The following is a 22692-nucleotide window of genomic DNA, read 5'->3' on the forward strand; positions in this document are numbered from 1 at the left end:
GGTTAAATTAATTTGATTATAAAATTAGTAACAACGGTTCCTAGTGTGAGGACAGCAAGCACAAGCTTGATAGTTTCTCCATGTTTTATTTTAAAGAACCAGTCAAATGTAAGAAAAACTAAAAGAAATATGAGTGGATAAATTCCAGGATACATAAAGAATGCCTCACTGAATTCTCCTTTTAGCAAAAAAGCAATAGATCGCTGGATACCACATCCAGGACAATCTGCACCAGTTAACTTTTTACTCATGCACGGCAGCATCCAGCTGTCATCGGCACTTAGTGAAATCATACTAGTTGTTAATGCTCACCTTTACAGCAACTTCTTGCTGGTTTGAAGTAAGAACTCTTACGATGTAAATACCAGAGCTTATGTTCCCAGTTTCAAAAGTATAAGCACTGTTAGAAGTACCTTCTTTACTAGCGATAACTTGTTTTCCTGCAAGATCATACAAAGTAATATCACTTACTTCAAGACCATTAGGATTGTGAACCGTTAATAGTTGACGGTTGTTATTTTGAACAATGTCAAATTGATCATCGGTACTTACAGAATCGTTAGATAGAGTAGTAGGATTTTCAAATACAATTTCAAAACGATCATCTATTTGACCAGCATTTAAGATAGTTGTAAAAGAACCATTTTTTACGTCGTGATACGTGTTATTATATTTATCATGGATTAGAACATTTTGTGTGTCAAAATTTTCAAATCCGCCTACATGGAATTCCAATGTGGTGTTGTTTGCTGCAATATCTACACCTAAATCTACTGTTTTAGTAACCGCAAATGGTATTGTTTTAATTACATATTCATTACCAAACTGAGGCATATATACATCAGTGTCTTGTCTGTTTGCATTTATTTTCCCTTCAAGTCCCCAATCTAAGTTGTCTGTAGAGTCGTCACCAAATGCAAGAAGTAATTGTCTTACATATGTATCATTCACTTTGATGTTTAATTTAAGTTTAGGTCTGATATAAATCGGGTTGCCACTTAAAGGATTGTTATTTCCACTTCCTGGAGCTGCTTTGAAATAAGAATCAGCATCTTCCTTGTAAAAAGCTCTTTGTCTATTTGTAAATAATGCGGTTCCAGAAGTACCCAAGGCAAATGTAGGTTCCGTTACTGAAGGAGTGCTAACATCATCAATAGATTCAGCTCTACTAATCATAAAACCTTGCCCTATTGCTGCATATCTTCTAGATACCGTTGCGCCAGAAGGAGAAACAGGTCCGCTTGCAACGTTTCCACTTGTAATGTTACCTGCACTGTCAAATCTTGTATAAGTAGGATAGGAATACATTCCATTATCTACTCCAGTGTATTTTCCGTTTGCGTCTAATGTAGCGTTAGTTACGCCACCTGGGACATATGTTCCATATCCACCTTCATAATCAGTTAATTGATGAGAGGTCGAATACTGTTCCCAGAATAAAACGGCGTTGTCAATTTCAGAATTTGCAAGTTCATCGCCAGCTGGCGCAGTACGATCATAATTTGCATCTATTAAAAATTGTTTTAAATCCAAAGCACTTGGGTAAGGATTACCTACAAGCGTATTATCATCTGTCTCTACAGTTACAGTAATATTTCCATTATTAGGTCTTCCTCTAAAATCATAACGCTGTCCACCTGTAAATTTGTTAGGTCCAGCTCCAGTAGTTCCTTTCATAGAGAAACCATATCCAGCATCTAGTGAAGTTGTTGCGCCATTAAAAGCAGCCCATCCTGAGTATCCTCCACCATTTCTATAAGAATACAACCATCTTCCTGCAATTCTTAAAGGTTGTACAACACCTGAAGAGGTTTGGTCGTCAGTAATTCCATCTCTTATACTTGTATTAAGAATGGTAGATTGTTGTGAGTTTATTACATAATTAGTTCTCAAATCAGCTTCTACAGCAGTATTATCAAATCCAGTTTCAGTAAAACCAGCTTGAAGCGTAGGGAAATGAATTTGACTATTTAAAAAGCCTTGGTTACCAGTTGCAGTAGGTTCTCCTACCGGTGCAGACCAGTAATTATAATCGTAGTTTGTAGCAGTTCCCTCTTGAAAAACAGAAAGCACTCCAGGTCCTTCATTAGGAGTATCATCACCTTGAATCAATTGAGCTTCACCTCTTAAATAGATCTTCCCGTTAGTAGTTAGGTTGATTTTTCCTTTTGCGTATAGATCTGTTCCCTTAGAATATATAAATCCATCTCCAACATACACCTGAGCAGAAACACTTGCGACAAAAAGAAACGCTATAAAACTTAAAATAAAATTTTTCATATTATTGACTATTATATAGTACATACAAAATAACAGCTTTTAGTGGCTTTTAAGTAAAACTTTGTCGTAAAAATTAATTAACGATACTTATATTAGATGTATGGTAAAAATTACACGATGAATAAAACATTTAAGAAACAATATAACGGAATTGTACTTGCGCTGGGAATCGTATTTTTCTTAGCTTCTTTATATTTTGAAGAATATAAATTGTTTTTCCAAATCATGGGAATCATTTTGCTTATGGCAGCTGCTTATCTTTATAGCCGCAAAAGAATCACTGATGAAAATGATGATGAGCAAGTTTAAAGTAGGAGACCACGTTCTTGTTTTGGACGACGAGTTTGGTGGTGTGGTAGCTTTCGCGAAAGCGGAACAAATAACTATTATCACAGATGACGATATCGAGATCACTTACCATGAGTCAGAACTTATTTTAAACCAAAAATTTAAAGTAGAACACGTTGTTGTGAAGGAGGAAACTAATATTCAAAAAGGTAAAAAGCGACAAGTTTCTCGTAAGAAAGCTAAAGAAATTCCTGCTGTAGAAATAGATTTACACATACATCAACTTGTTAAAAATGAGCGTGGTATGGATTCTTATGATAAGCTGAATGTTCAAATGGATACCGCTCGACATAAACTAGAATGGGCGAAGAGAGAACGCATTCCTAAACTAGTTTTTATTCATGGAGTAGGAGAAGGCGTCCTTAAAAAAGAACTTGAATTTCTATTCAATAGATATGATGATATCACCTATTATGATGCCGATTTCCAAAAATACGGTCGTGGAGCAACAGAGATTTATATCTTACAGAACCCTAAAAGGTAGGTGTCTCAGAAATGATAATGGTCCTTACATAAGTTCCAAAATTATAACTCGCAATTATAATTTCTCTGGAATTACTAACTGCCGTTAAATCTTCAATAGTGATATTTAAAGTGGCTGTATTAGTATAACGGTGAGGTCTATACTCTGTGATAGCTGGACTTGCAGTGGTAGTCGCTTGATCATTTAAATAATTTGCAACAGAACCTATTATATCATTTGCTGGAACAAGGTCACCATTTAAATCTTCTTGAATTGTAAGTATTCCATCTCCATCATCATCATTATCAAGATAATTAGGGATTCCATCACCATCTGTATCCACTACTATGCTTGAATCCGTGCTGTTGAGTTCATCTTCAGTAAATACATTATCACCATCATCATCCATGTCCTTATAGTTAGGGATTCCGTCACCATCTGTATCTAGACTTAAACTTAAATCATTCAAATCTATCCCTTCGTCAAGGGCATCTATTCCATCATTATCATCTTCAATGATAATAGATTCTATAGTGACACTTCCAGCTTCTCCTGTGAAAATTTGAACTGTGGTAGGTGATGAAGGTGGTACATCATTACAGTAATAAGTCGTTCCTGCAGAGCCGTTAAGTTTACGGTATTCAAAATTATTTGTCGTTAATGAAAACGGTCCATAAGTTCCAGACTCTGTGATTATAGGGTTAGTAGTGTTGATGGCAAGTGAGGTGGTTTCATTATCACTATCATCTACAATATAAAAGAGGTAATCTGAAATTACTTCATCCACGGGAATATCACAAGCTTGCACCGCAGCGCCATCAAAATCCAAATCTTCAACAATCAGATCTCCATCATCACAGCCTATTAAAGCGATAGGAATTATAAGGTATAGCAGTTTTTTCATGTTCACAAAAATAGGGATTACTATTTGAGCGTTAAAACGAATTTTTAAGGTCATTTATTTTACTTTTGCGATTATGAGACAAGTTTATTTAGATAGTGCCGCAACAACACAAATGAGAACTGAAGTTATAGAGGAAATGACTCGTGTTATGACTGAGGTTTATGGTAACCCAAGTAGTACTCATAGCTATGGTCGCAGTGCAAAATCACTTATTGAAAATGCTCGCAAAAGCATAGCAGCTCAATTAAATGTAACTGCTGCTGAGATTATTTTTACCGCTGGTGGAACTGAGGCAGATAATCTTGCTATTCATAGCTGTGTGCGCGATTTAAAAGTGGAACGTATCATCACTACTAGAATAGAGCACCACGCGGTTCTTTATATAGTGGATCATTGTAAAGAAAAATATGGTACTCAAGTGGAGTACCTTGATTTACAGGATTGTGGAACTCCTAGTTATGAGCATCTTGAAGATTTATTAAAAGATGAATCTAAGAAGACTCTTGTGAGTCTCATGCACATTAACAATGAAATAGGGAACAAGCTTGATATAGATCGAGTAGGAACCATGTGTAAAAAATACAATACTCTTTTTCATAGTGATTGTGTTCAATCCATAGGTCATTACGAAATGGATTTTTCAAAGTTACCGGTTGATTTTACAGCAGTTAGTGCCCATAAATTTCATGGTCCTAAAGGAGTAGGATTTGCATTTATAAGAAAAGGAACTGGTTTAAAGCCACTCATTTTAGGTGGTTCTCAAGAACGCGGCTATCGTGCGGGAACAGAAAGTGTACATAATATTGTAGGTATGGATAAGTCTTTATCTATGGCTTATGAAAACCTCGTTAAAGAACGCGATTATGTAAAAGGACTGAAAAGTTATTTTAAAGAACAATTACTGGAGAAAATTCCAGGAGTAAAATTTAATGGTAATTGTGGTGATCATGAGAACAGCACGTTTACATTATTAAATGTGTGCCTACCATGCCCAGCAGACAAAGCTGCAATGCTACTATTTACCATGGATTTAAAAGGAATCGCTTGTTCTAAAGGCAGTGCTTGCCAGAGCGGTTCTCAAAAAGGTTCTCATGTATTAACAAACGTATTGCCAGGCGAGGATTTAAATAAGCCTAGTCTTCGTTTCAGCTTTTCTATTTTTAACACAAAAGAAGAACTGGATTACGTAGTGAATGTGTTAGAAGAATATTTAGAGTCTATCAAAGTTGTGGCTTAGTCTTACAACTTAGCAACCAACCTCACATTAAATACACGCGGTGTCAATTCATTAGGTATGGCAAACTGCTGCTGACTAGAAACATCCCGTACCCATATATTTGTAATCGAGTTACTTTCATCAAAGATGTTATAGATTTCTGCACCTATAGTAACTTCTTTAAACTTGCTGAATAATTTGCTCGATTTCTTATCATCTTTAAGAACTAGATTGATTCCTAAATCTGCTCTACGGTAATCTTGTAAACGGAACTGGAAATCATAAGGATCTGCATAGTTAGGTGATCCACCAGGTAATCCTGTGTTATACACTAGATTCAAATACATCTTTAAATGCGGCATGTTAGGAATGTAATCTTGGAACAGTACACCAAATTTCAATCGCTGATCTGTTGGTCTAGCTATGTAGCCACGATCATTCAAATTTTCTTCAGTTTTTAAATACCCTAAGGAGAACCAGCTTTCAGTTCCAGGAACAAACTCTCCATTGATACGCATATCTACTCCATAAGCATAAGCCACAGCATCATTATTTGCGCGGTAACGTATTCTTACATTTTCTAGCGTGTAGCTATTCACATCTGTAAGGTCTTTATAATAAACTTCAGTTGTTAATTTAAAAGGTCGCTTTTTTCCATCACTTGAGATCCAGTTAAAACTCCAGTCATTCCCTACTACGGCATGAATAGATTTTTGAGCTTTTACATTAGGGTTGACCACTCCTTGTTGATCACGTAGTTCTCTATAAAATGGTGGCTGGTAATATAATCCTCCAGACACACGGAATAGCATATCAGTCTTACTCCAGGCTGGTTTAATTGCAAACTGTCCACGTGGAGAAACTACGGTTTGTGTCGTGCTCTGGATTCCAGCGCCACTTACATTCCATGTATGAGAACGTATTCCTGCATTCCAAAATACCTCAGTGTCTTTTATATATCCACGACTGCTATACTGACCAAAAACCTGGTAACGAGTAACCTGTACATCATTATCTGCACTGGTAGCTTCAAACGGAACTAATGGACCTGTGAAAGGTTCATAAGGTTGATCATTTGCAAGATCTGGAAATGGTGGTCTTATATTAAAACCAGCACTGTCTATAACATTATATTCACGTACACGATCTCTTATATCTTCTTTAGAAAACTTAATTCCCCAATCCAGGCGGTCATCATCTTTTTTATCGCTTGGAAATTCTAGTGTTCCACGATGCTCGGCAGTCATGATTAGTGCGTCTAGATCATTACGACCATGCTCCAGTTCAGAACCTATGGCAGTAGTGAAATCAACTGTTCCTAGGTCGCCGCTACCTATGTCTGTATTTGGTCTTCCTAAACCGTAGTTGGCCAGAATATCATAATGTTCTTGCTCTTGAGTGTGATAAATACTAGAGATAAAGCGCAAACTTAAATCTTCAGTCACGTCATAACTAGCTTTTAAAGCTCCAAAATAAGTTTCATACTGATCATCCTCACGACCTTGATAACGTATCACGATGGCTTGTGGATCTTGCAGTGTACCAAAATTTGTTTGTCTAAATCGTGGCTCAAACTCGTAACTATTGATTGCTATGTTTCCTAAAAAGCCCAACTCAAATTTCGGACTTACCTTATAAGTAAGATAGGTTTGTGCATCAAAGAATCTTGGAACAGTTATCGCACCAGTTTCTCTGGAGTTGATGAATAAACTGTTGTCTCTGTAGCGCACACCTAGTATTCCTGTAAACGCTTTCGCGAAAGCGTCTCCTTCAACAAACGCATTCACTCCTAACAAGCTCGCGTCTATTCCAGCGCCAAACGTGGTAGGGCGACGGTAATCAATATCTAATACAGAGCTTAATTTATCTCCATATTTAGATTGAAAACCACCTGCGCTGAATTCCACACTGCGCACCATATCAGAATTCACAAAACTTAATCCTTCCTGCTGACCGCTACGTATTAAAAATGGTCTGTAAACTTCAATTTCATTTATATAAACCAAATTTTCATCAAAGTTTCCACCACGAGCGCGGTATTGCGTGCTCAATTCATTACTACCGCTTACTCCTGGTAATGATTTTAATAAATTCTCCACACCAGGTTGAGCACCAGGAATTTTACGTATGACAGTAGGAGAGATGGTTGTGATTCCTTCCAGATCTTTACGAGTTGTCGTGTTGAGAACAACCGTCGTGATTTGTTCAATACTGGTATTCATCACTGGATTTAATTCATAAACCTCTTGTGGTTCAAGGACTAAATTTTTAATGGTAATATTTTTAAGACCTATTGCGGTAAAAACTATGGTTAACGGTTCGCTTGCTGGAATTTCAAGTTTATAAAATCCAGTATCATTAGAAATGGTTCCTAGAGTTGTTCCAGTGACAGAGATGTTGATATCTGTAAGTGGTTCATTATTCTCATCTAGGATAACTCCTTGAATCGTGGCTTGTTGCGCCACAGCGATAAGGCTTAATAGAAATGCAGCGAGGAAAAGGTAAGTCTTCAAATGTCTTTATTAATTCTTGCGGAAAAACGTAGCTTCAAATGTAGTGCTATTTCCAGCATTGTCAGTTACGATTACTTTAAGTTGGTTTTCACCATCAGTAACGGCTTTATCTGAGAAATCGTGTTTAAGAACGCCAGTTTTATAATCATATTCCATGAGTATAAACTTGCCGTTCACTGTGGCACGATAGCCATCTATACCGCTATCCTTATCTGCAATAGATAATTTGAGTGTTTTATTATTGCTTATCCATTGTTTGTTTTTAAAGTTTACGGCTTTAATGGTAGGCTTTATATCATCTTTGGTAATGGCATAAGTTCCCATATACTTGCTATAAGCGGTCAGTTTATTTCCATTTCTTTTAGTAGAAACATGATATGCTGCGCCCCAATCTGTAATGCGAGCAATGTAATATTTGTCCAGATCATCGCCAGCTTTTGCACTTATGTCATATTCCAGAATAAAGTTTTTGTGTAACGGTACGATGTCTCTATGAATGGTGATGGTGTCTAGGTGTTCTTTTATTTCCAGCAATTCGTCTTCATAAAGTGCGCCTTTAGGAATAGTCAAATTATAATGCCCTAGTTGACGTGTAAATGTCTCATTACTACTTACAAATTCAAGTCCATCATTATTAGGAGCAATTAACTCCTCAGGACCTTCTTCATTTGTGATATCTACAGTAATCGTACTGGTATTGCCTTTAAAATCTTTAATATCAATTTTATAATTACTCTTTGTTCCAGGATCATATAAAGAAAGCATACCGTCATTAATAGTGTTGCCATAAAGACTCAATGGACTTCCCGGTGGAATAAACAGTTTTGAAATCCTGCTTTTCTTTTCCTTGAAAAATTTATAATCAATCATTTGATTGAGATAACGAGTCTCGCCAAAGGAATAAGTATCAAAATTCACTTCAAAATTTTGAGATCCGTTGAAACTAGTTGTTATTCTAAAAACACCATTTTGATTATTGGCACCATTCTGTCGATCGCTGGTGTTTACACCTATTCCTATGAGTCCGTAAGCATTCAGTTTTTCAGTTTTGAAGTTGCCGTTTTTAAGCGGTATTAATCTCAATAAAGCAGGTTCGTTTTTACCGTTAATGGTTGCGTTTTCATCAAGTGGATAAGCCATTACTTGTTTAACAAGTGGTCTTTTAGTGTCTGGGATTTCTATTCCCATCATCATAGGATTAATAGGTTTTGCAGCGCTATCCCTTATTTCAAAATGCAAGTGCGGTCCACCGCTACCACCACTATTACCGCTATAAGCAACTACTTCACCTTGATCTACACGCAGTTCTAGATCTGTAGGAAAGAGTTGGATTTCATATGATTCTTTTGCATATTGTTTTTTCTTTACATATTCCTCTATGCGTGGCGAGAACTTGCTTAAATGTGCATAAACGCTGGTGTAACCATTAGGATGCGTGATGTAAATTGCTTTTCCATATCCGTAGCGTTCTATTTTAATACGGCTCACATAACCAGCCGCAGTCGCATGAACTGATAAGCCAGTGCGTTGATTTGTTTTAATATCTAGACCACTGTGGAAATGGTTGGTTCTCAATTCTCCAAAGGTTCCAGACAGTTTCAATTCAATATCCAGCGGATTTTGAAAATAGCCTGCAGGAATATTTTTTTGGGTTTGGCTTGCGCTAAAAGAGAACGCGACAAGCAGTAAGGAAAAGAAAATTATTTTTTTATGTAACATAGGCTAAATATAATAGGCTCTAGACAACTTGCAAAGAGAATTCTTCAATGTCTTTCAAACTTTGTTCCAATAATGTTTGATAAGTCTAGCGGTAATCCTAATTTTGTAGGAACAGTATAAAATTTGTTGTAGTGGCTACATTATCTTCTCAGATCGAAAGTATAGAGCTTAAAGTCAAAGCTTTAATTGAAGAAAATGCACGATTGAAAACGCAAAATAGCCAGTTAGAGGCCGCAATGTCGCAACTGGAACTCGATAATAAAGACCATATCGAGACGTTACAAATGAGTGAAGAGAGAAATGTAGCACTCAAAACAGCAAATGCTATGCTAGGTAGTGACGATTATAAAACAAAAACCAAGCTCAAAATTAATGCACTTGTGAGAGAAATCGATCAGTGTATAAATCAACTAGCTTCATAATGGCAGATAAACTCAAAATAAAGATTTCTATTGCAGATCGGGTTTATCCATTAACCATAGATCCTTCTCGTGAAGAAGGTTTGCGTAAAGCAGCAAAAAATATTGAAGTAATGATTAAACAGCTGGAAAGCAGTTATGCTGTAAGAGATAAGCAAGACGTTCTCGCAATGTGTGCTTTACAATTTGCAGCAAAATCTGAACAAATAAATATAGATAGTAGTGAAGATGTAACTAGTGCTCAAGAACAGTTAGAAGTCTTGAATCAGTTATTATCACAGCAATTATCTTAGCCGTTCTTTAAATAAAAACAGTTACTACCTGCACTTGTTTCATTTTTTGGTGAACTCAACACGTATTTCTTTAAAAAAGGTGAGTCGTGGTTGTAAAAGCAAGCCGAACGTATGAGTCGGATCCTTGATCAGCCAGTTAACCTTAAACTTATATTTAAGGAGTTCATACAAAACCCAAACTTGTGCAGGTTTTTTTATATACAACAACCAAATGGAAACACAAACAATTATATATGCCATCGTGGCATTAGTCATAGGACTAGCAATAGGTTATTTAATAGCAAAATCAATAGTTGAAAAGGGAAAAGCCTCTCAACTCATCGCCGATGCTCAGAAAGATGCCAAAGCACTAATCAAAGACGCCGAAGTAGAAGGTGAGAAGATTAAAAATGAAAAGACTTATAAAGCCAAAGAAAAATTTATAGAGCTCAAATCACAGCATGAAAAGGAAATCATGAACCGTGAAAAGAAAATGAGCGATGCAGAGAAACGTACTAGAGATAAAGAATCAAAAGCCTCTAGCGAGCTTGCCAAAGCTAAACAACTGGAGCAAAAGTTAACTAGTAAATTAGAAGATGTAGATTCAAAAAGAGAATCCATTCTTAAAAAACAGGCCGAAGTTGAAAAAATGCACGCTTCTCAAATCAAGCAACTTGAGGTGATTAGTGGAATGTCTGGTGAAGATGCTAAAAAGCAACTGGTAGAATCTCTTAAAGACAGTGCAAAGACTGAGGCAATGAGTATCATCCAGCATACGATTGAAGAAGCTAAGCTTACCGCTACTCAAGAAGCTCGTAAAGTAATTATCAACACCATTCAGCGCATAGGAACTGAAGAAGCTGTAGAAAACTGTGTATCAGTTTTTAACCTTGAGTCTGACGATGTGAAAGGTCGTATTATAGGTCGTGAAGGTCGTAACATTAGAGCTATAGAAGCTGCAACAGGTGTAGAAATTATCGTAGATGACACTCCAGATGCGATTATTCTTTCATGCTTTGACTCTGTACGTAGAGAAGTAGCACGTTTATCCTTACACAAGTTAGTGACTGATGGGCGTATTCACCCAGCACGTATTGAAGAAGTAGTTGCAAAAACTAGAAAACAAATCGATCAAGAAATCGCTGAGGTTGGAAAACGTACCGTAATCGACTTAGGAATTCATGGACTACATCCAGAGTTAATTAAGATGGTAGGAAGAATGAAATACCGTTCTTCTTATGGACAGAATTTATTACAACACAGTAGAGAAGTAGCAAAACTTTGTGGAACTATGGCTGCAGAGCTAGGATTGAATCCTAAACTCGCAAAACGCGCCGGTCTTTTACATGATATAGGTAAAGTTCCAGAAACAGAAGATGAAACTCCTCACGCAATCCTAGGTATGAACCTGGCCGAAAAGCACGGAGAAAAACCAGAAGTTTGTAACGCCATAGGAGCTCACCACGATGAAATCGAAATGACCTCATTACTTTCTCCTATTGTACAAGTATGTGATGCGATAAGCGGTGCACGTCCAGGAGCAAGACGTCAAGTGCTAGATTCTTACATCCAGCGATTGAAAGATCTTGAGGATATCGCATTTGGATTTAATGGTGTGGAAAAAGCTTATGCAATTCAAGCCGGACGTGAACTACGTGTGATTGTTGAAAGCGAAAAAGTAACAGACGAAAAGGCTGCTCAACTATCCTTTGAAATTTCTCAAAAGATCCAAACAGATATGACATATCCAGGACAAGTTAAGGTGACTGTGATAAGAGAAACTAGAGCTGTGAATATTGCAAAATAGGAATAGTGATTATATCAAAATCAAAAAGGCTTGCATCACTGCAAGCCTTTTTTTTATGAAGTAAATTTTAGTCGCCCCTACACGTCTAGAATTTACTCAGTGAGCTCCTGTTGACAGGTTCTCGATTGATAGTAACGCGTAAATTTTATTGAAATAAAATTTACAACTTTTTAATTAATGCGTACTCAAAAAGCAGTTGCTTAATTACTACATTGTAAATGTAAGAGAAAACATCATGTCAAAAAATACCCCATAAAGGGTATTTATGGGGTGTTTTTTTGTCTTTTTAACATTTATTCATCATAAATGTTATCATATCCCTTTTCTGGCACCTCAAAAAACTTACCGGTTACATAACGATAATGTTCATCTAATTGAGCTAGATTTTTCAAATCTTCCTTATCTAATTGTAAACGAGCCGCTTCCAGATTTTCTTTAATACGGCCAAGATTAGTAGATTTAGGAATTACTGCTGTTCCACGTTGAGCAGACCAGTTAATGAGTACTTGTGCAGGTGAAGCGTTATGCTTGCTTGCGATTTTTTGGACAGCATCTTTCTCAAACATATTAGGTTCGTTTTCCTGTTTCATTCCATCAGATCGATCGCCACTTCCTAGAGGAGAATAACCTGTTAAATGAATTCCTTTATTACTACAGTATTCAAATAAATCATTCTGTTGTAGTAATGGATGTAATTCCACTTGATTCATTTCTGGAATTTCATCAGTTTTAGAAATCAGGTCTTCCAGTTTTTGTTTGCTGAAGTTGGATACACCTATATGTTTAGAAAGTCCTTTTTTCTTCAGCTCAGTCATTGCATTCCAGGTCTCGTTAATAGGAGCTTCTTGAGGAGTTAAGTAATCGGCTGGTTTTTCAGGGTTTTTCACATCTGGTTTAAACGCGACAGGCCAGTGAACAAGATATAAATCGAGATAATCGAGTTGTAAATCATTAAGAGTTTGTTTCATAGCAGGTTCTACGTCTTGCGGTAAATGCGCATTGTTCCATAGCTTAGAAGTGATCCACACGTCTTCTCTTTTAATGTCTCCTTTAGAGAATACCTCGTTAAAGGCTTCGCCTATTTCCTTTTCATTTCCATAGATTGCTGCACAATCTATGTGTTTGTATCCAGCTTCTAGCGCGTTAATTACTGCTTCTTTAACTTCGCCTGGTTTTGATTTCCAGGTTCCTAATCCTATAGGGAACAGCTCATCGCCATTTTTAAATTTGAGAGTTTTCATAAGTTCTTATTTTTGTTTAAAGTTAGCTTTCGCGAAAGCGTAATAAAAACAATCTCACCACTTTTACATAACTTTAATAGTATATCACTATGCTCGTGGATGGTGTTTTTCCATCACCTTTGCAAGATGCGCGCGATCCACATGCATATATATCTCAGTGGTAGTAATGCTTTCATGTCCCAGCATCATTTGGATAGAACGTAAATCTGCTCCGTTTTCCAGTAGGTGAGTGGCAAAGGAATGCCTGAAAGTGTGCGGACTTATCTTCTTCTTGATACCAGCTTTTACTTTAAGTTCCTTAATAATATGAAAAATCATAGCGCGTGTTAATCCTGAGCCACGGCGGTTGAGAAACAACGTGTCTTTTGAGTCTGGTTGAATTGGAATGTGAATACGTATCTCTTCACGATATAGATTGATCACCTTTATAGTAAAGTCGCCTATGGGAATGAATCGCTGTTTATCACCTTTACCAGTCACTTTTATAAATCCTTCTTCAAAAAATAAGTCACTTATTTTAAGTGTAGTAAGTTCACTTACTCTTAAACCACAACCGTAGAGCGTTTCAAGAATAGCTCTGTTGCGTTCTCCTTGCGGCGTGGAACGATCTATAGAGTTGATAAGTGCATCAATCTCTGTGGTGCTCAATGTGTCTGGTAGTTTACGACCTATCTTAGGACTTTCCACCAGCTCCAGCGGATTGTCCTTACGGTAGTTCTCTAAAATCAAATAATTAAAAAAAGCTTTTAAACTACTTATAGCTCGTGCCTGTGATCGTGCCGACACGGTTTTGGCCAGTTCATAAATAAACGCTCTTAATGTTGATGTGGATATAATAACAGCACTTTGATCGATATCATGATCTCCTAGCCAATTGATGAATTTGTCAAGGTCTCTTTTATAGGCTTTTAAAGTATTATCGGCTAGACTGCGTTCTAGTCTAGAATACATTAAAAAATCCTTGAGGATGTGTTGCCATTTCATCTTGTAAAAATGGGGAAAAATTAATAAGTTAATAGTTGTCGAAATGATAATTAATTCAAGTGAAATTTAACATATTTTAATATTTTTAGTGAAAATATTAATAATTACTTCACAATTACGCTTATATCTTTGCAGCGAACTAAAAAAATAAACTAAAATTATTATTATGAAAAAAATTGTATTAGGTGTATTAGTTGCAGTATTTGCAGTAAGCGTTTCAGCAGCACAAGAAATTGATTTCGGTGTAAAAGGCGGAGTTAACTTTGCTAAATTGACAGGTGATAATCTAGAAGACGCTGATGGAAGGACAGGTTTCCACGTAGGATTTACTGGTGAGTATATGTTTAATGAGTCTTTCGGGCTACAAAGTGAGGTAGTGTACTCTACTCAAGGATTACAATCTGAAACTTCATTTGGTGGAGTTACTACAGAATCTAAATTGAAATTAGATTATATTAATGTTCCAGTTCTTGCAAAATTCTATTTAGGAGAATCTGGTTTCTCAATTGACGCAGGTCCACAAATTGGTTTCTTAGTTAGTGATAAACTAGAGGTGAATGGTGAAAATGTTGATGATGAATTAAATGCAGAAACTATTGACTTAAGTGCTGGTGGTGGTATTGCATACAAATTTAAGGAAGGTTCATCTCTTGAAGGATTTAATGTAAGTGCTCGTTACATGATTGGATTGAGCAACGTTTATAAAGATAATAGTACATTTGGTGATGATGTTACTAATTCAAATCTTCAATTATCTGTAGGATATAAATTCTAAGAAATTTAGAAAATTTTAGAAAAGCAACTCGCAAGAGTTGCTTTTTTTATGCCTAATAGTTTTTAAGTAATATCTTTAAACCATGAAAATACACATCATTAACGGTCCTAATTTAAATCTATTAGGAAAGCGAGAACCAGAAACTTATGGTTCAATAAGTTTTGAAGATTACTTTAGAGAGTTGCAATTTAATTTTGAAAAGGTGGAATTATCCTATTTTCAATCTAACGTTGAAGGCGAACTTGTTAATGAACTCCATAAAGCCATAGAAAATAATACAAGCGGAATTATTCTCAATGCTGGTGCTTATACACATACTTCCATTGCTATAGGAGATGCGGTTGCTGCAATTGACATTCCAGTAGTTGAAGTTCATATTTCAAATGTGATGGATCGTGAAGAATTTAGACATGTTTCTTATATTTCTAAACACGCTGCAGGAGTGATAAGTGGATTTGGGTTAAAAGGTTATGAGCTTGCTGTAGAGAGTTTTATGCAATAAAAAAAGGCCTCTATTTCTAGAGACCTTTTGAATTATAAATTGAGTTCTACCAGTTATCAGATAGAATGTTGATTCCATCAACAAGCCACCAAACTCCTAATCCACCTAAAGTAAGGATGAAAAGAACATTCCAGTACCATGGGCTACCAAGGTACCATCTGTGAGCTGCAAATCCTCCTAAGAAGAACCATAATGCAGCAGCGATCCACATTTCTTCGTCTAGTGCCGCAGCAGCTGGAGAAGTTAATGTTACTGTAGTTGTAGATTCCTCAACAGAAGTTGTTGTGTTGATAGTTGTAACAACATTACGTTCTACTGGGAAAGAAGCAAAACTTAATGTGCTTACCAGCATGAAGATGCTCATAAGAGCAAGAGTCAATTTAGTTTTCATATTTGAAAATTTAGTTAGTTATATTTACCAAATATAAAATTAATAATGAACAAGTACCTTTTTATTCTTGTATTCTTTTTCTCGCTTTTTTCTATTGCTCAAGATCATGAGTTTTTGGGATTCTTAAAATTACCTGATAGTACCTTTATATCTTACAAAGTTCAATTTGAAGAAAATGACGGGTTAATTAAAGGGTACTCATTCTCAGATATGAATGGGAAGCACGAGACTAAATCTGCTATAGTAGGTCGATATGATGATAAAGAGAATAAATTAGAGTTTAGAGAAGTTTCAACTGTTTATTCTAAATCTGAAATTACAGAATTAGATTTTTGCTATGTCTATTTTACTGGAAAGACTAGAAAGTTGAACGGTAAGGCTGTGATAGAAGGTGAATTCAAGAGTTATTATGATGATTTGGCTTCCTGTATAGATGGGAAATTAGAACTCAATGGTTTTGAAAAAATCCAAAAAAGAACCGAGAAATTTGAACGCCTTTTAAGCAAATCCAAGAAAATTGCTGACAGTACCAAAAAAAAAGTAGATATTAATAAATTCATGAGCCGCTTTGCGGACAATAAACTCAAAGGTGGTGAAAAACTCAATGTAATTTGGAATCAAGAATATCTTAAATTATCCATATGGGATCCTGGAACTGTAGATGGAGATGTTATAAGGATTACCTTAAATGGTAAAGATGTTATATCATCTTATAGTACTATTAGAAAACAAAAAGAAATAGAACTGTACCTCTCTGAGGAAATAAATACAATCACCATTACGGCATTAAATGAAGGAACTGAGGCTCCTAATACCGCAAAAATTAAATTGTCTGATGGGAAAGGTGAGACTATAGATTTACTTTCCAGTCTAGTGGTAGGAGAAAAGGTGACCTTAGTATTTTATAAGAACAAACCTATTATCAAAAAGTAAAGTTCCTATTAAATATTTCATTCTTAGTTAAACTCTCATAATTTCAGTTAATTACATCATAATATAATACGCAGCCTTTTCATGTAACGTTTTGCAGGGAACTAAAAAACTATAACATGAAAAAGAATGTACTCGCAGCTATGCTGCTCGCCATTTCTTGTGCTTTATTCTCATGCGCACAAGAAAAAACATCAAACGAAGATTTATCCTATTTATTCCCAGAGCCCAAGTCTTGGGATTTTGGAGTTCAAGTAAGTAGTGGTGTAGAACAAGTCAATTATCCTAATCGACCGGACAATCATGTTTTTAATGATTCTTATTTTGTAAGCAGATTAAGCTTCTTCACCCAATACAATATTGACGAGAAAAGCGCATTGAGATCAGAAATTGGGGCAGGAGCATTCAACAGATTTGCGCCTACCGTATCATTTCAATACGCTTATCAATTTGCTCCTCGATGGACAGTCTATGCTGGTATAGGACTAGATATAGATTTCAATAATACTTATCTTAATGCGTCACAAGATTCAGGTCAACGAGTCATTAATCCAAGATTTCAATTTGGAGTGAGATATCAAGCGTCTAAAAGAATATTCTTTGATTTACGGTATGAACAGGATATCCTAAATCGAACAAAAAAACAAGATTTAATTAATTCAATGGGAAGATTTAGAACTATTACCCTTGGAGCAGGATTCAAATTTTAAAATTTTTAAGCCTCAATAATTATATCACAAAAAAACTCCAGTTCCTATCAATGGAACTGGAGTTTTATGTTTTAATCGTTATTCAATTAAATTGTGTTATTTTTCTGTAATTTTTAATAAAAGTTTATTTTTATTTCTTGTTAGAAAAAGACCTCAACTATGATACTTTCAAAATTTCAGTTAAAATACATTTTAACAGCGCTTCTATTCAGTGCTTCATTATTTAGTGCTCATGGGCAACAAGAACCTGAAGAATATCTCAGCGCAAATATCGGTTTTGGCTATGCTTATCCTAGAACAGATATTGACATTAGTGCAAGTGGTTTTTATGCAAATGCAGAGTATGCTTATGTTTCTAGTAAATGGTTTAGCTTTAGGCCATATCTAACTTATTTAAATGCTTCATTTGACGAGGAGAACTCAAATCCTAATCTTGTTGCAGCCGGATATGAAATTTCGGCAAACGCACTTTCTCTTGGAGCAAAGTTTAGATTAACAGTGCCTATTCCATATGTTGCACCTTTTATGGAGCTAGGAATAGGGACGTCTTTTGGTAGTTTTAGAAAAAATAATGGTTTTGAAGTTGTAGAGGTAAATGGTCTAAGCTATCATATTCCGGTTTCTATAGGACTTGCCATAGGAAAGCGACATAGAACAGAAATTGCCTTTGATTACTACATCCATTCTAAACCCGAGCAAATCACTGGTGGTGCAGCAATAGGAATTACCATACCGCTAGAATTAATTAAGGGATAATAAAAAATGATGTCGAGGTAAATATTGAACATAAAAAATCCCGAATTCTTAATCAAAGAATTCGGGATTTTTGTTTTTAAGTCAATCGACTATAAATGTATCACCTCACCATAAGCATCGGCAACGGCTTCCATAACCGCTTCACTCATTGTAGGATGTGGATGGATCGCTTTTAAAACTTCGTGACCAGTAGTTTCTAGTTTACGACCTAGAACAGCCTCAGCAATCATGTCAGTCACTCCAGCACCTATCATGTGACAACCTAGCCACTCGCCATACTTAGCGTCAAAGATTACTTTTACAAATCCATCTTTTGCACCACTAGCACTTGCTTTTCCAGATGCAGAGAACGGAAATTTACCTACTTTGATATCATAACCAGCTTCTTTAGCTTGAGCTTCAGTCATACCTACGCTCGCAATTTCTGGAGTAGAGTATGTACAACCTGGTATGTTTCCATAATCAAGTGGCTCCACATGCATGTCTGCTATTTTTTCTACACAAAGAATTCCTTCGGCACTGGCAACGTGCGCTAGTGCTGGACCAGCAGTGATATCACCTATCGCATAATAACCTGGAATGTTAGTCTGGTACCAGTCATTAACTAATACTTTACCACGATCTGTAGAAATTCCTACTTCTTCTAGACCTATTCCAGCGATGTTGGTTTCGATTCCTACGGCACTTAAAACGATATCAGCCTCAAGAACTTCTTCTCCTTTTTTAGTTTTTACCGTTGCTTTCACACCACTTCCTGAAGTATCTACACCAGTCACCTCACTAGAAGTCATGACCTTAATACCTGATTTCTTAAAGCTACGCTCCATTTGTTTAGAAACATCTACATCTTCTACAGGAACGATACGGTCTAGATATTCTACTATAGTAACCTCAGTTCCCATAGAGTTATAGAAATAAGCAAACTCAACACCTATCGCACCAGATCCTACGATGATCATTTTCTTAGGTTGCTTCTCCAGCGTCATCGCTTGACGGTAACCTATTACTTTCTTACCATCTTGTGGTAAACTAGGTAAGCTGCGAGATTTTGCACCAGTTGCTATAATAATATGTGTTCCTTCAACAGTTGAGGTAGAACCATCTTCAGCTTTTACCTCAATTTTCTTTCCTTTTTTAACGGTACCGTAACCCATGATTACGTCTATCTTATTCTTCTTTAATAAGAATTGAACACCTTTACTCATACCGTCAGCAACGTCACGAGAGCGTTTTACAACGGCATTAAAATCTTTATCTACACCAGTAACTTTAAGACCGTAATCTTCGGCATGGTTGAGGTAATTGAATACATCAGCACTTTTTATAAGTGCTTTTGTAGGGATACAACCCCAATTCAAACATACTCCACCTAGAGATTCCTTCTCTACAATCGCAGTTTTCAAACCTAATTGAGACGCGCGTATTGCAGTTACATATCCACCAGGTCCACTACCTAAAACGATTACATCATATTTACTCATATCTGTCAATTTTTAAGAGTCACAAAAATATGGAATAAAGTCCATAGGATTGTAAATTTGCACAACCTTATTCTTATGTATAAATCAATAATTCGTCCATTACTTTTTGCCTTTGATCCAGAGGCAGTTCACCATTTTTCTTTCAAGAGTATTAAATTATTGAGCAAGTTGCCTGGTTTTAGTACGCTTTCGCGAAAGCGTTACAAACAAAATCATCCTTCCTTAAAAAGAGAACTCTTCGGACTCACATTTGAGAATCCTGTGGGAATGGCTGCTGGATTTGATAAAGATGCCAAAGCATTTAAAGAATTTTCAAATCTAGGTTTTGGATTTATAGAAATAGGAACACTCACTCCAAAGCCGCAAGATGGAAATCCTAAGCAACGATTGTTTAGATTAAAGAAAGATCAAGCGATTGTAAATAGAATGGGATTTAATAATGGTGGAGTAGATCTAGCCGTTGAACGATTAAAAAAGAATCCACCGAGGCCTGAGGCTCTCGAAGGCCGCAACAATCATGTACTTATAGGTGGAAACATAGGTAAAAATAAACTCACGCCTAATGATGAGGCTGTAAACGATTACATCATCTGTTTTGAAAAACTGTTTGATCACGTAGATTATTTTACGGTAAATGTAAGTTCGCCTAACACGCCAGGACTACGCGAATTACAAGATAGAAAGCCATTAACACATATACTTCAAACACTTCAAGACCTCAATAATAAAAAGCCTTCAAGAAAACCGATACTTCTTAAGATTGCTCCAGATTTAACCGATGACCAATTAATGGACATCATAGGAATAGTAGAAGATACTAAAATTGATGGAGTCATCTCATCAAACACAACCATCTCTAGAGAAGGATTAAAATCTGAAGAATCTCTAATCAATCAAGCCGGCGGACTGAGCGGTGCGCCACTCACAAAAAGAGCGACTGAAGTCATCTCCTTTTTACATGATAAAAGTAATGGCGCGTTTCCTATTATAGGAGTAGGCGGTATCATGACTGCTCAAGATGCGATTGATAAAATGAATGCCGGTGCGAGTTTAGTGCAATTATATACAGGATTTGTTTACGAAGGTCCAGCGTTGATAAGAGATATCAATAAGGCGATTATCGCTCAAGGATTATGATAGAATCACTGGTCTCCTTTGCATTTGCAACATTGCTTCTTGCTCTAAGTCCAGGACCAGATAACATTTTTGTACTTACACAATCTGTTGCTCGTGGTGCTCGATATGGAATCGCTATCGCCAGCGGATTGATTACTGGTTGTATAGTTCACACGTCAGTGGTAGCATTAGGTTTTGCCGTGATTATAAGAGATAATGACTGGTTGCTTTTAACTATTAAAATCGCTGGTGCCATTTACTTGCTATATCTCGCTTACAAGATTTTTAAATCTGATGCGAGAATAGAATTTGGTGACTCGAGAACTTCTTCTCAAAGCTTATGGAAACTCTATAAAATAGGAATCACCATGAATTTGCTCAATCCTAAAGTAACCTTATTCTTTCTAGCTTTATTACCACAGTTTGTTATTGCAAACTCTTATCCAGACTGGATTCAAATCTACATGCTCGGTGGTGTTTTTATGTTCGTTTCTTTATTGACCTTCTACACGATTGCTTTGCTAGCAGGCAAAGCAGCAAGCTTTATTAAATCATCTTCTTGGTTTGCGCCAGTTATGAAATGGATGCAAATTGTTGTTTTTATTGGGATTGCGATCTTCATCTTTTTTAATTAATAATAGAAAACTCACCCTTTAGGCGATGCACTGAGCTTGTCGAAGTGGCTGGGGAAAAGGTTTCGGTTTCTAGTTCCTTAAACTACTCTTGAAATCGTTTTCGTAAACCTTAAATCCACGTTATCTTTACACCTCAATGGAAAAAGTAAAAATCATAGAATGTCCGCGTGATGCTATGCAAGGAATAAAGGAGTTTATCCCTACTGACTTCAAGGTGCAATACATTCAGTCGTTATTGCGATGTGGTTTTGATACGATAGATTTTGGGAGTTTTGTTTCTCCTAAGGCGATTCCGCAAATGGTCGATACCGCTGAGGTTCTTTCTAAACTAGACCTTTCTAAAACCGATTCTAAATTACTTGCCATAGTTGCAAACTTGCGTGGCGCTCAAGCGGCTTGTGAACATCCAGAGATTCAGTATTTAGGTTATCCTTTTTCTATTTCAGAGAATTTTCAAATGCGTAACACGCATAAAACTATTGCTCAAAGTGTTGAGTTGTTACAAGAGATTATCAATCTAGCCGAGGCAAACAATAAAGAACTCGTGGTTTACATTTCTATGGGATTCGGTAATCCTTATGGCGATCCTTGGAATGTAGAAATAGTAGGTGAGTGGACTGAGAAGCTATACAATATGGGCGTAAAAATCCTTTCACTTTCGGACACCGTAGGAACTTCAGATCCTGAAACAATCACTTATTTATTTTCTAACCTTATTCCTAAATATCCAGAGATAGAATTTGGTGCTCATTTACATACTACGCCTACTAAATGGCACGAGAAAGTAGACGCAGCTTATAAAGCTGGATGTCGTCGTTTTGATGGAGCAATTCAAGGTTTTGGTGGTTGCCCTATGGCTAAAGATGAACTTACAGGAAACATGCCTACTGAGAAAATGGTGAGCTATTTTGGAGCCGCAAAAGTAGATTCAAATGTAAACGCCATGCCTTTTGAAAGTAGTTACAATGAGGCGACTAAGATTTTTAGTAAGTATCATTAAGAGTTAATAAAGTCGCATTTCGAGAACCTCAATGCTCAATGTGATTGATTTTGCGAGGTCTGAGGTACTCGAAGACCGGTTTAAGTATTCGAGCTATGATTCTTTTTAAATTTAACACAAATAAATAATTGATTGAATCCAGAAAATTTAATTTTCCTCATTCCTCATTCCTCATTCCTCATTCCTCATTCCTCATTCCTCATTCCTCATTCCTCATTCCTCATTCCTCA

23 protein-coding genes and 1 other RNA gene are annotated in these 22692 nt (G+C 36.3%); 15 read left to right on the plus strand and 9 right to left on the minus strand.

All coding sequences use genetic code 11. The features are described from left to right. Positions 1-2 precede the first annotated feature (2 nt). Entirely contained in the window at positions 3-293 is a 291-nt protein-coding gene (locus ACSHWW_RS12340; protein ID WP_435682768.1) for a DUF2752 domain-containing protein, read from the minus strand. 1 nt (position 294) lies between these two features. Then, positions 295-2280: a T9SS type A sorting domain-containing protein gene (locus ACSHWW_RS12345; protein ID WP_435682769.1), complete on the minus strand. Its 1986-nt coding sequence runs from the start codon at positions 2278-2280 to the stop codon at positions 295-297. A 117-nt stretch (positions 2281-2397) separates the two neighbouring features. Between ACSHWW_RS12345 and ACSHWW_RS12350 the strand changes: the two genes are divergently transcribed. Together ACSHWW_RS12350 and ACSHWW_RS12355 are read left to right on the plus strand one after the other, a co-directional pair. Beyond that, entirely contained in the window at positions 2398-2589 is a 192-nt protein-coding gene (locus ACSHWW_RS12350) for a hypothetical protein (RefSeq protein WP_435682770.1), read from the plus strand. After that, positions 2576-3112, plus strand: coding sequence for a DNA mismatch repair protein MutS (locus tag ACSHWW_RS12355; protein ID WP_435682771.1), 537 nt, complete (start codon positions 2576-2578; stop codon positions 3110-3112). The genes ACSHWW_RS12350 and ACSHWW_RS12355 overlap by 14 nt, the downstream gene beginning before the upstream one ends. Here the strand turns inward: ACSHWW_RS12355 and ACSHWW_RS12360 are convergent. Then, the gene (locus ACSHWW_RS12360) at positions 3102-4049 is read right to left on the minus strand and encodes a hypothetical protein (protein ID WP_435682772.1); all 948 of its coding nucleotides are present in this window, start codon (positions 4047-4049) and stop codon (positions 3102-3104) included. The two genes, ACSHWW_RS12355 and ACSHWW_RS12360, sit on opposite strands and share 11 nt — an antisense overlap. A gap of 19 nt (positions 4050-4068) precedes the next feature. On the opposite strand from ACSHWW_RS12360, the gene ACSHWW_RS12365 reads away from it, so the two are divergent. Next, on the plus strand, positions 4069-5232 hold the full coding sequence (locus ACSHWW_RS12365) for a cysteine desulfurase family protein (protein ID WP_435682773.1): 1164 nt from the start codon (positions 4069-4071) through the stop codon (positions 5230-5232). A gap of 2 nt (positions 5233-5234) precedes the next feature. On the opposite strand, the gene ACSHWW_RS12370 is transcribed toward ACSHWW_RS12365, so the two are convergent. After that, positions 5235-7724 carry a carboxypeptidase-like regulatory domain-containing protein gene (locus ACSHWW_RS12370; protein ID WP_435682774.1) on the minus strand — a complete coding sequence of 830 codons (2490 nt, stop codon included), beginning with the start codon at positions 7722-7724 and terminating at the stop codon, positions 5235-5237. Positions 7725-7733: 9 nt separating this feature from the next. Beyond that, positions 7734-9443, minus strand: a complete 1710-nt coding sequence (locus tag ACSHWW_RS12375; RefSeq protein WP_435682775.1) for a M23 family metallopeptidase — start codon at positions 9441-9443, stop codon at positions 7734-7736. A gap of 131 nt (positions 9444-9574) precedes the next feature. On the opposite strand from ACSHWW_RS12375, the gene ACSHWW_RS12380 reads away from it, so the two are divergent. From ACSHWW_RS12380 to rny, 4 genes are all read left to right on the plus strand, one after another. Then, positions 9575-9865: a hypothetical protein gene (locus ACSHWW_RS12380; RefSeq protein ID WP_435682776.1), complete on the plus strand. Its 291-nt coding sequence runs from the start codon at positions 9575-9577 to the stop codon at positions 9863-9865. Continuing rightward, positions 9865-10155 carry a cell division protein ZapA gene (locus ACSHWW_RS12385; protein ID WP_435682777.1) on the plus strand — a complete coding sequence of 97 codons (291 nt, stop codon included), beginning with the start codon at positions 9865-9867 and terminating at the stop codon, positions 10153-10155. The genes ACSHWW_RS12380 and ACSHWW_RS12385 overlap by 1 nt, the downstream gene beginning before the upstream one ends. Positions 10156-10208: 53 nt before the next feature. Then, positions 10209-10320, plus strand: a non-coding RNA gene (gene ssrS, locus ACSHWW_RS12390) — 6S RNA. A gap of 46 nt (positions 10321-10366) precedes the next feature. Further along, positions 10367-11941 carry a ribonuclease Y gene (rny, locus tag ACSHWW_RS12395; RefSeq protein ID WP_435682778.1) on the plus strand — a complete coding sequence of 525 codons (1575 nt, stop codon included), beginning with the start codon at positions 10367-10369 and terminating at the stop codon, positions 11939-11941. A gap of 293 nt (positions 11942-12234) precedes the next feature. Here the strand turns inward: rny and ACSHWW_RS12400 are convergent, their stop codons facing one another. Both ACSHWW_RS12400 and xerD read right to left on the minus strand, forming a co-directional pair. After that, positions 12235-13182: an aldo/keto reductase gene (locus ACSHWW_RS12400; RefSeq protein ID WP_435682779.1), complete on the minus strand. Its 948-nt coding sequence runs from the start codon at positions 13180-13182 to the stop codon at positions 12235-12237. 87 nt (positions 13183-13269) lie between these two features. Further along, a complete protein-coding gene (gene xerD / locus ACSHWW_RS12405; RefSeq protein WP_435682780.1) occupies positions 13270-14166 on the minus strand; it encodes a site-specific tyrosine recombinase XerD in 897 nt (298 codons plus the stop codon). 166 nt (positions 14167-14332) lie between these two features. On the opposite strand from xerD, the gene ACSHWW_RS12410 reads away from it, so the two are divergent. Together ACSHWW_RS12410 and aroQ are read left to right on the plus strand one after the other, a co-directional pair. Continuing rightward, a complete protein-coding gene (locus ACSHWW_RS12410; RefSeq protein ID WP_435682781.1) occupies positions 14333-14941 on the plus strand; it encodes a porin family protein in 609 nt (202 codons plus the stop codon). Positions 14942-15023: 82 nt separating this feature from the next. Continuing rightward, the gene (gene aroQ / locus ACSHWW_RS12415; protein WP_435682782.1) at positions 15024-15443 is read left to right on the plus strand and encodes a type II 3-dehydroquinate dehydratase; all 420 of its coding nucleotides are present in this window, start codon (positions 15024-15026) and stop codon (positions 15441-15443) included. A gap of 46 nt (positions 15444-15489) precedes the next feature. Here the strand turns inward: aroQ and ACSHWW_RS12420 are convergent, their stop codons facing one another. After that, a complete protein-coding gene (locus ACSHWW_RS12420; protein ID WP_435682783.1) occupies positions 15490-15834 on the minus strand; it encodes a TM2 domain-containing protein in 345 nt (114 codons plus the stop codon). 45 nt (positions 15835-15879) lie between these two features. Here ACSHWW_RS12420 and ACSHWW_RS12425 point away from each other — a divergent pair, with 45 nt between their 5' ends. The 3 genes from ACSHWW_RS12425 to ACSHWW_RS12435 all read left to right on the plus strand — a co-directional run bounded on the left by ACSHWW_RS12425 (position 15880) and on the right by ACSHWW_RS12435 (position 18230). Next, positions 15880-16767 (plus strand): hypothetical protein, encoded by an 888-nt coding sequence (locus ACSHWW_RS12425; RefSeq protein WP_435682784.1) that lies wholly within the window; start codon positions 15880-15882, stop codon positions 16765-16767. Between the two features lie 116 nt (positions 16768-16883). Next, positions 16884-17474: a hypothetical protein gene (locus tag ACSHWW_RS12430; protein ID WP_435682785.1), complete on the plus strand. Its 591-nt coding sequence runs from the start codon at positions 16884-16886 to the stop codon at positions 17472-17474. Between the two features lie 159 nt (positions 17475-17633). Next, entirely contained in the window at positions 17634-18230 is a 597-nt protein-coding gene (locus ACSHWW_RS12435; RefSeq protein ID WP_435682786.1) for a hypothetical protein, read from the plus strand. A gap of 89 nt (positions 18231-18319) precedes the next feature. Here the strand turns inward: ACSHWW_RS12435 and lpdA are convergent, their stop codons facing one another. Beyond that, on the minus strand, positions 18320-19711 hold the full coding sequence (gene lpdA, locus ACSHWW_RS12440; protein ID WP_435682787.1) for a dihydrolipoyl dehydrogenase: 1392 nt from the start codon (positions 19709-19711) through the stop codon (positions 18320-18322). Between the two features lie 75 nt (positions 19712-19786). Here lpdA and ACSHWW_RS12445 point away from each other — a divergent pair, with 75 nt between their 5' ends. The 3 genes from ACSHWW_RS12445 to ACSHWW_RS12455 all read left to right on the plus strand — a co-directional run bounded on the left by ACSHWW_RS12445 (position 19787) and on the right by ACSHWW_RS12455 (position 22462). Then, positions 19787-20848 carry a quinone-dependent dihydroorotate dehydrogenase gene (locus ACSHWW_RS12445; RefSeq protein ID WP_435682788.1) on the plus strand — a complete coding sequence of 354 codons (1062 nt, stop codon included), beginning with the start codon at positions 19787-19789 and terminating at the stop codon, positions 20846-20848. Then, positions 20845-21462, plus strand: a complete 618-nt coding sequence (locus ACSHWW_RS12450; protein WP_435682789.1) for a LysE family translocator — start codon at positions 20845-20847, stop codon at positions 21460-21462. Before ACSHWW_RS12445 ends, ACSHWW_RS12450 begins: the two co-directional genes overlap by 4 nt. A 136-nt stretch (positions 21463-21598) precedes the next feature. Next, entirely contained in the window at positions 21599-22462 is an 864-nt protein-coding gene (locus tag ACSHWW_RS12455) for a hydroxymethylglutaryl-CoA lyase (RefSeq protein ID WP_435682790.1), read from the plus strand. Positions 22463-22692: the final 230 nt, after the last annotated feature.

Source organism: Nonlabens sp. (assembly GCF_051251825.1).
GTDB lineage: Bacteria > Bacteroidota > Bacteroidia > Flavobacteriales > Flavobacteriaceae > Nonlabens.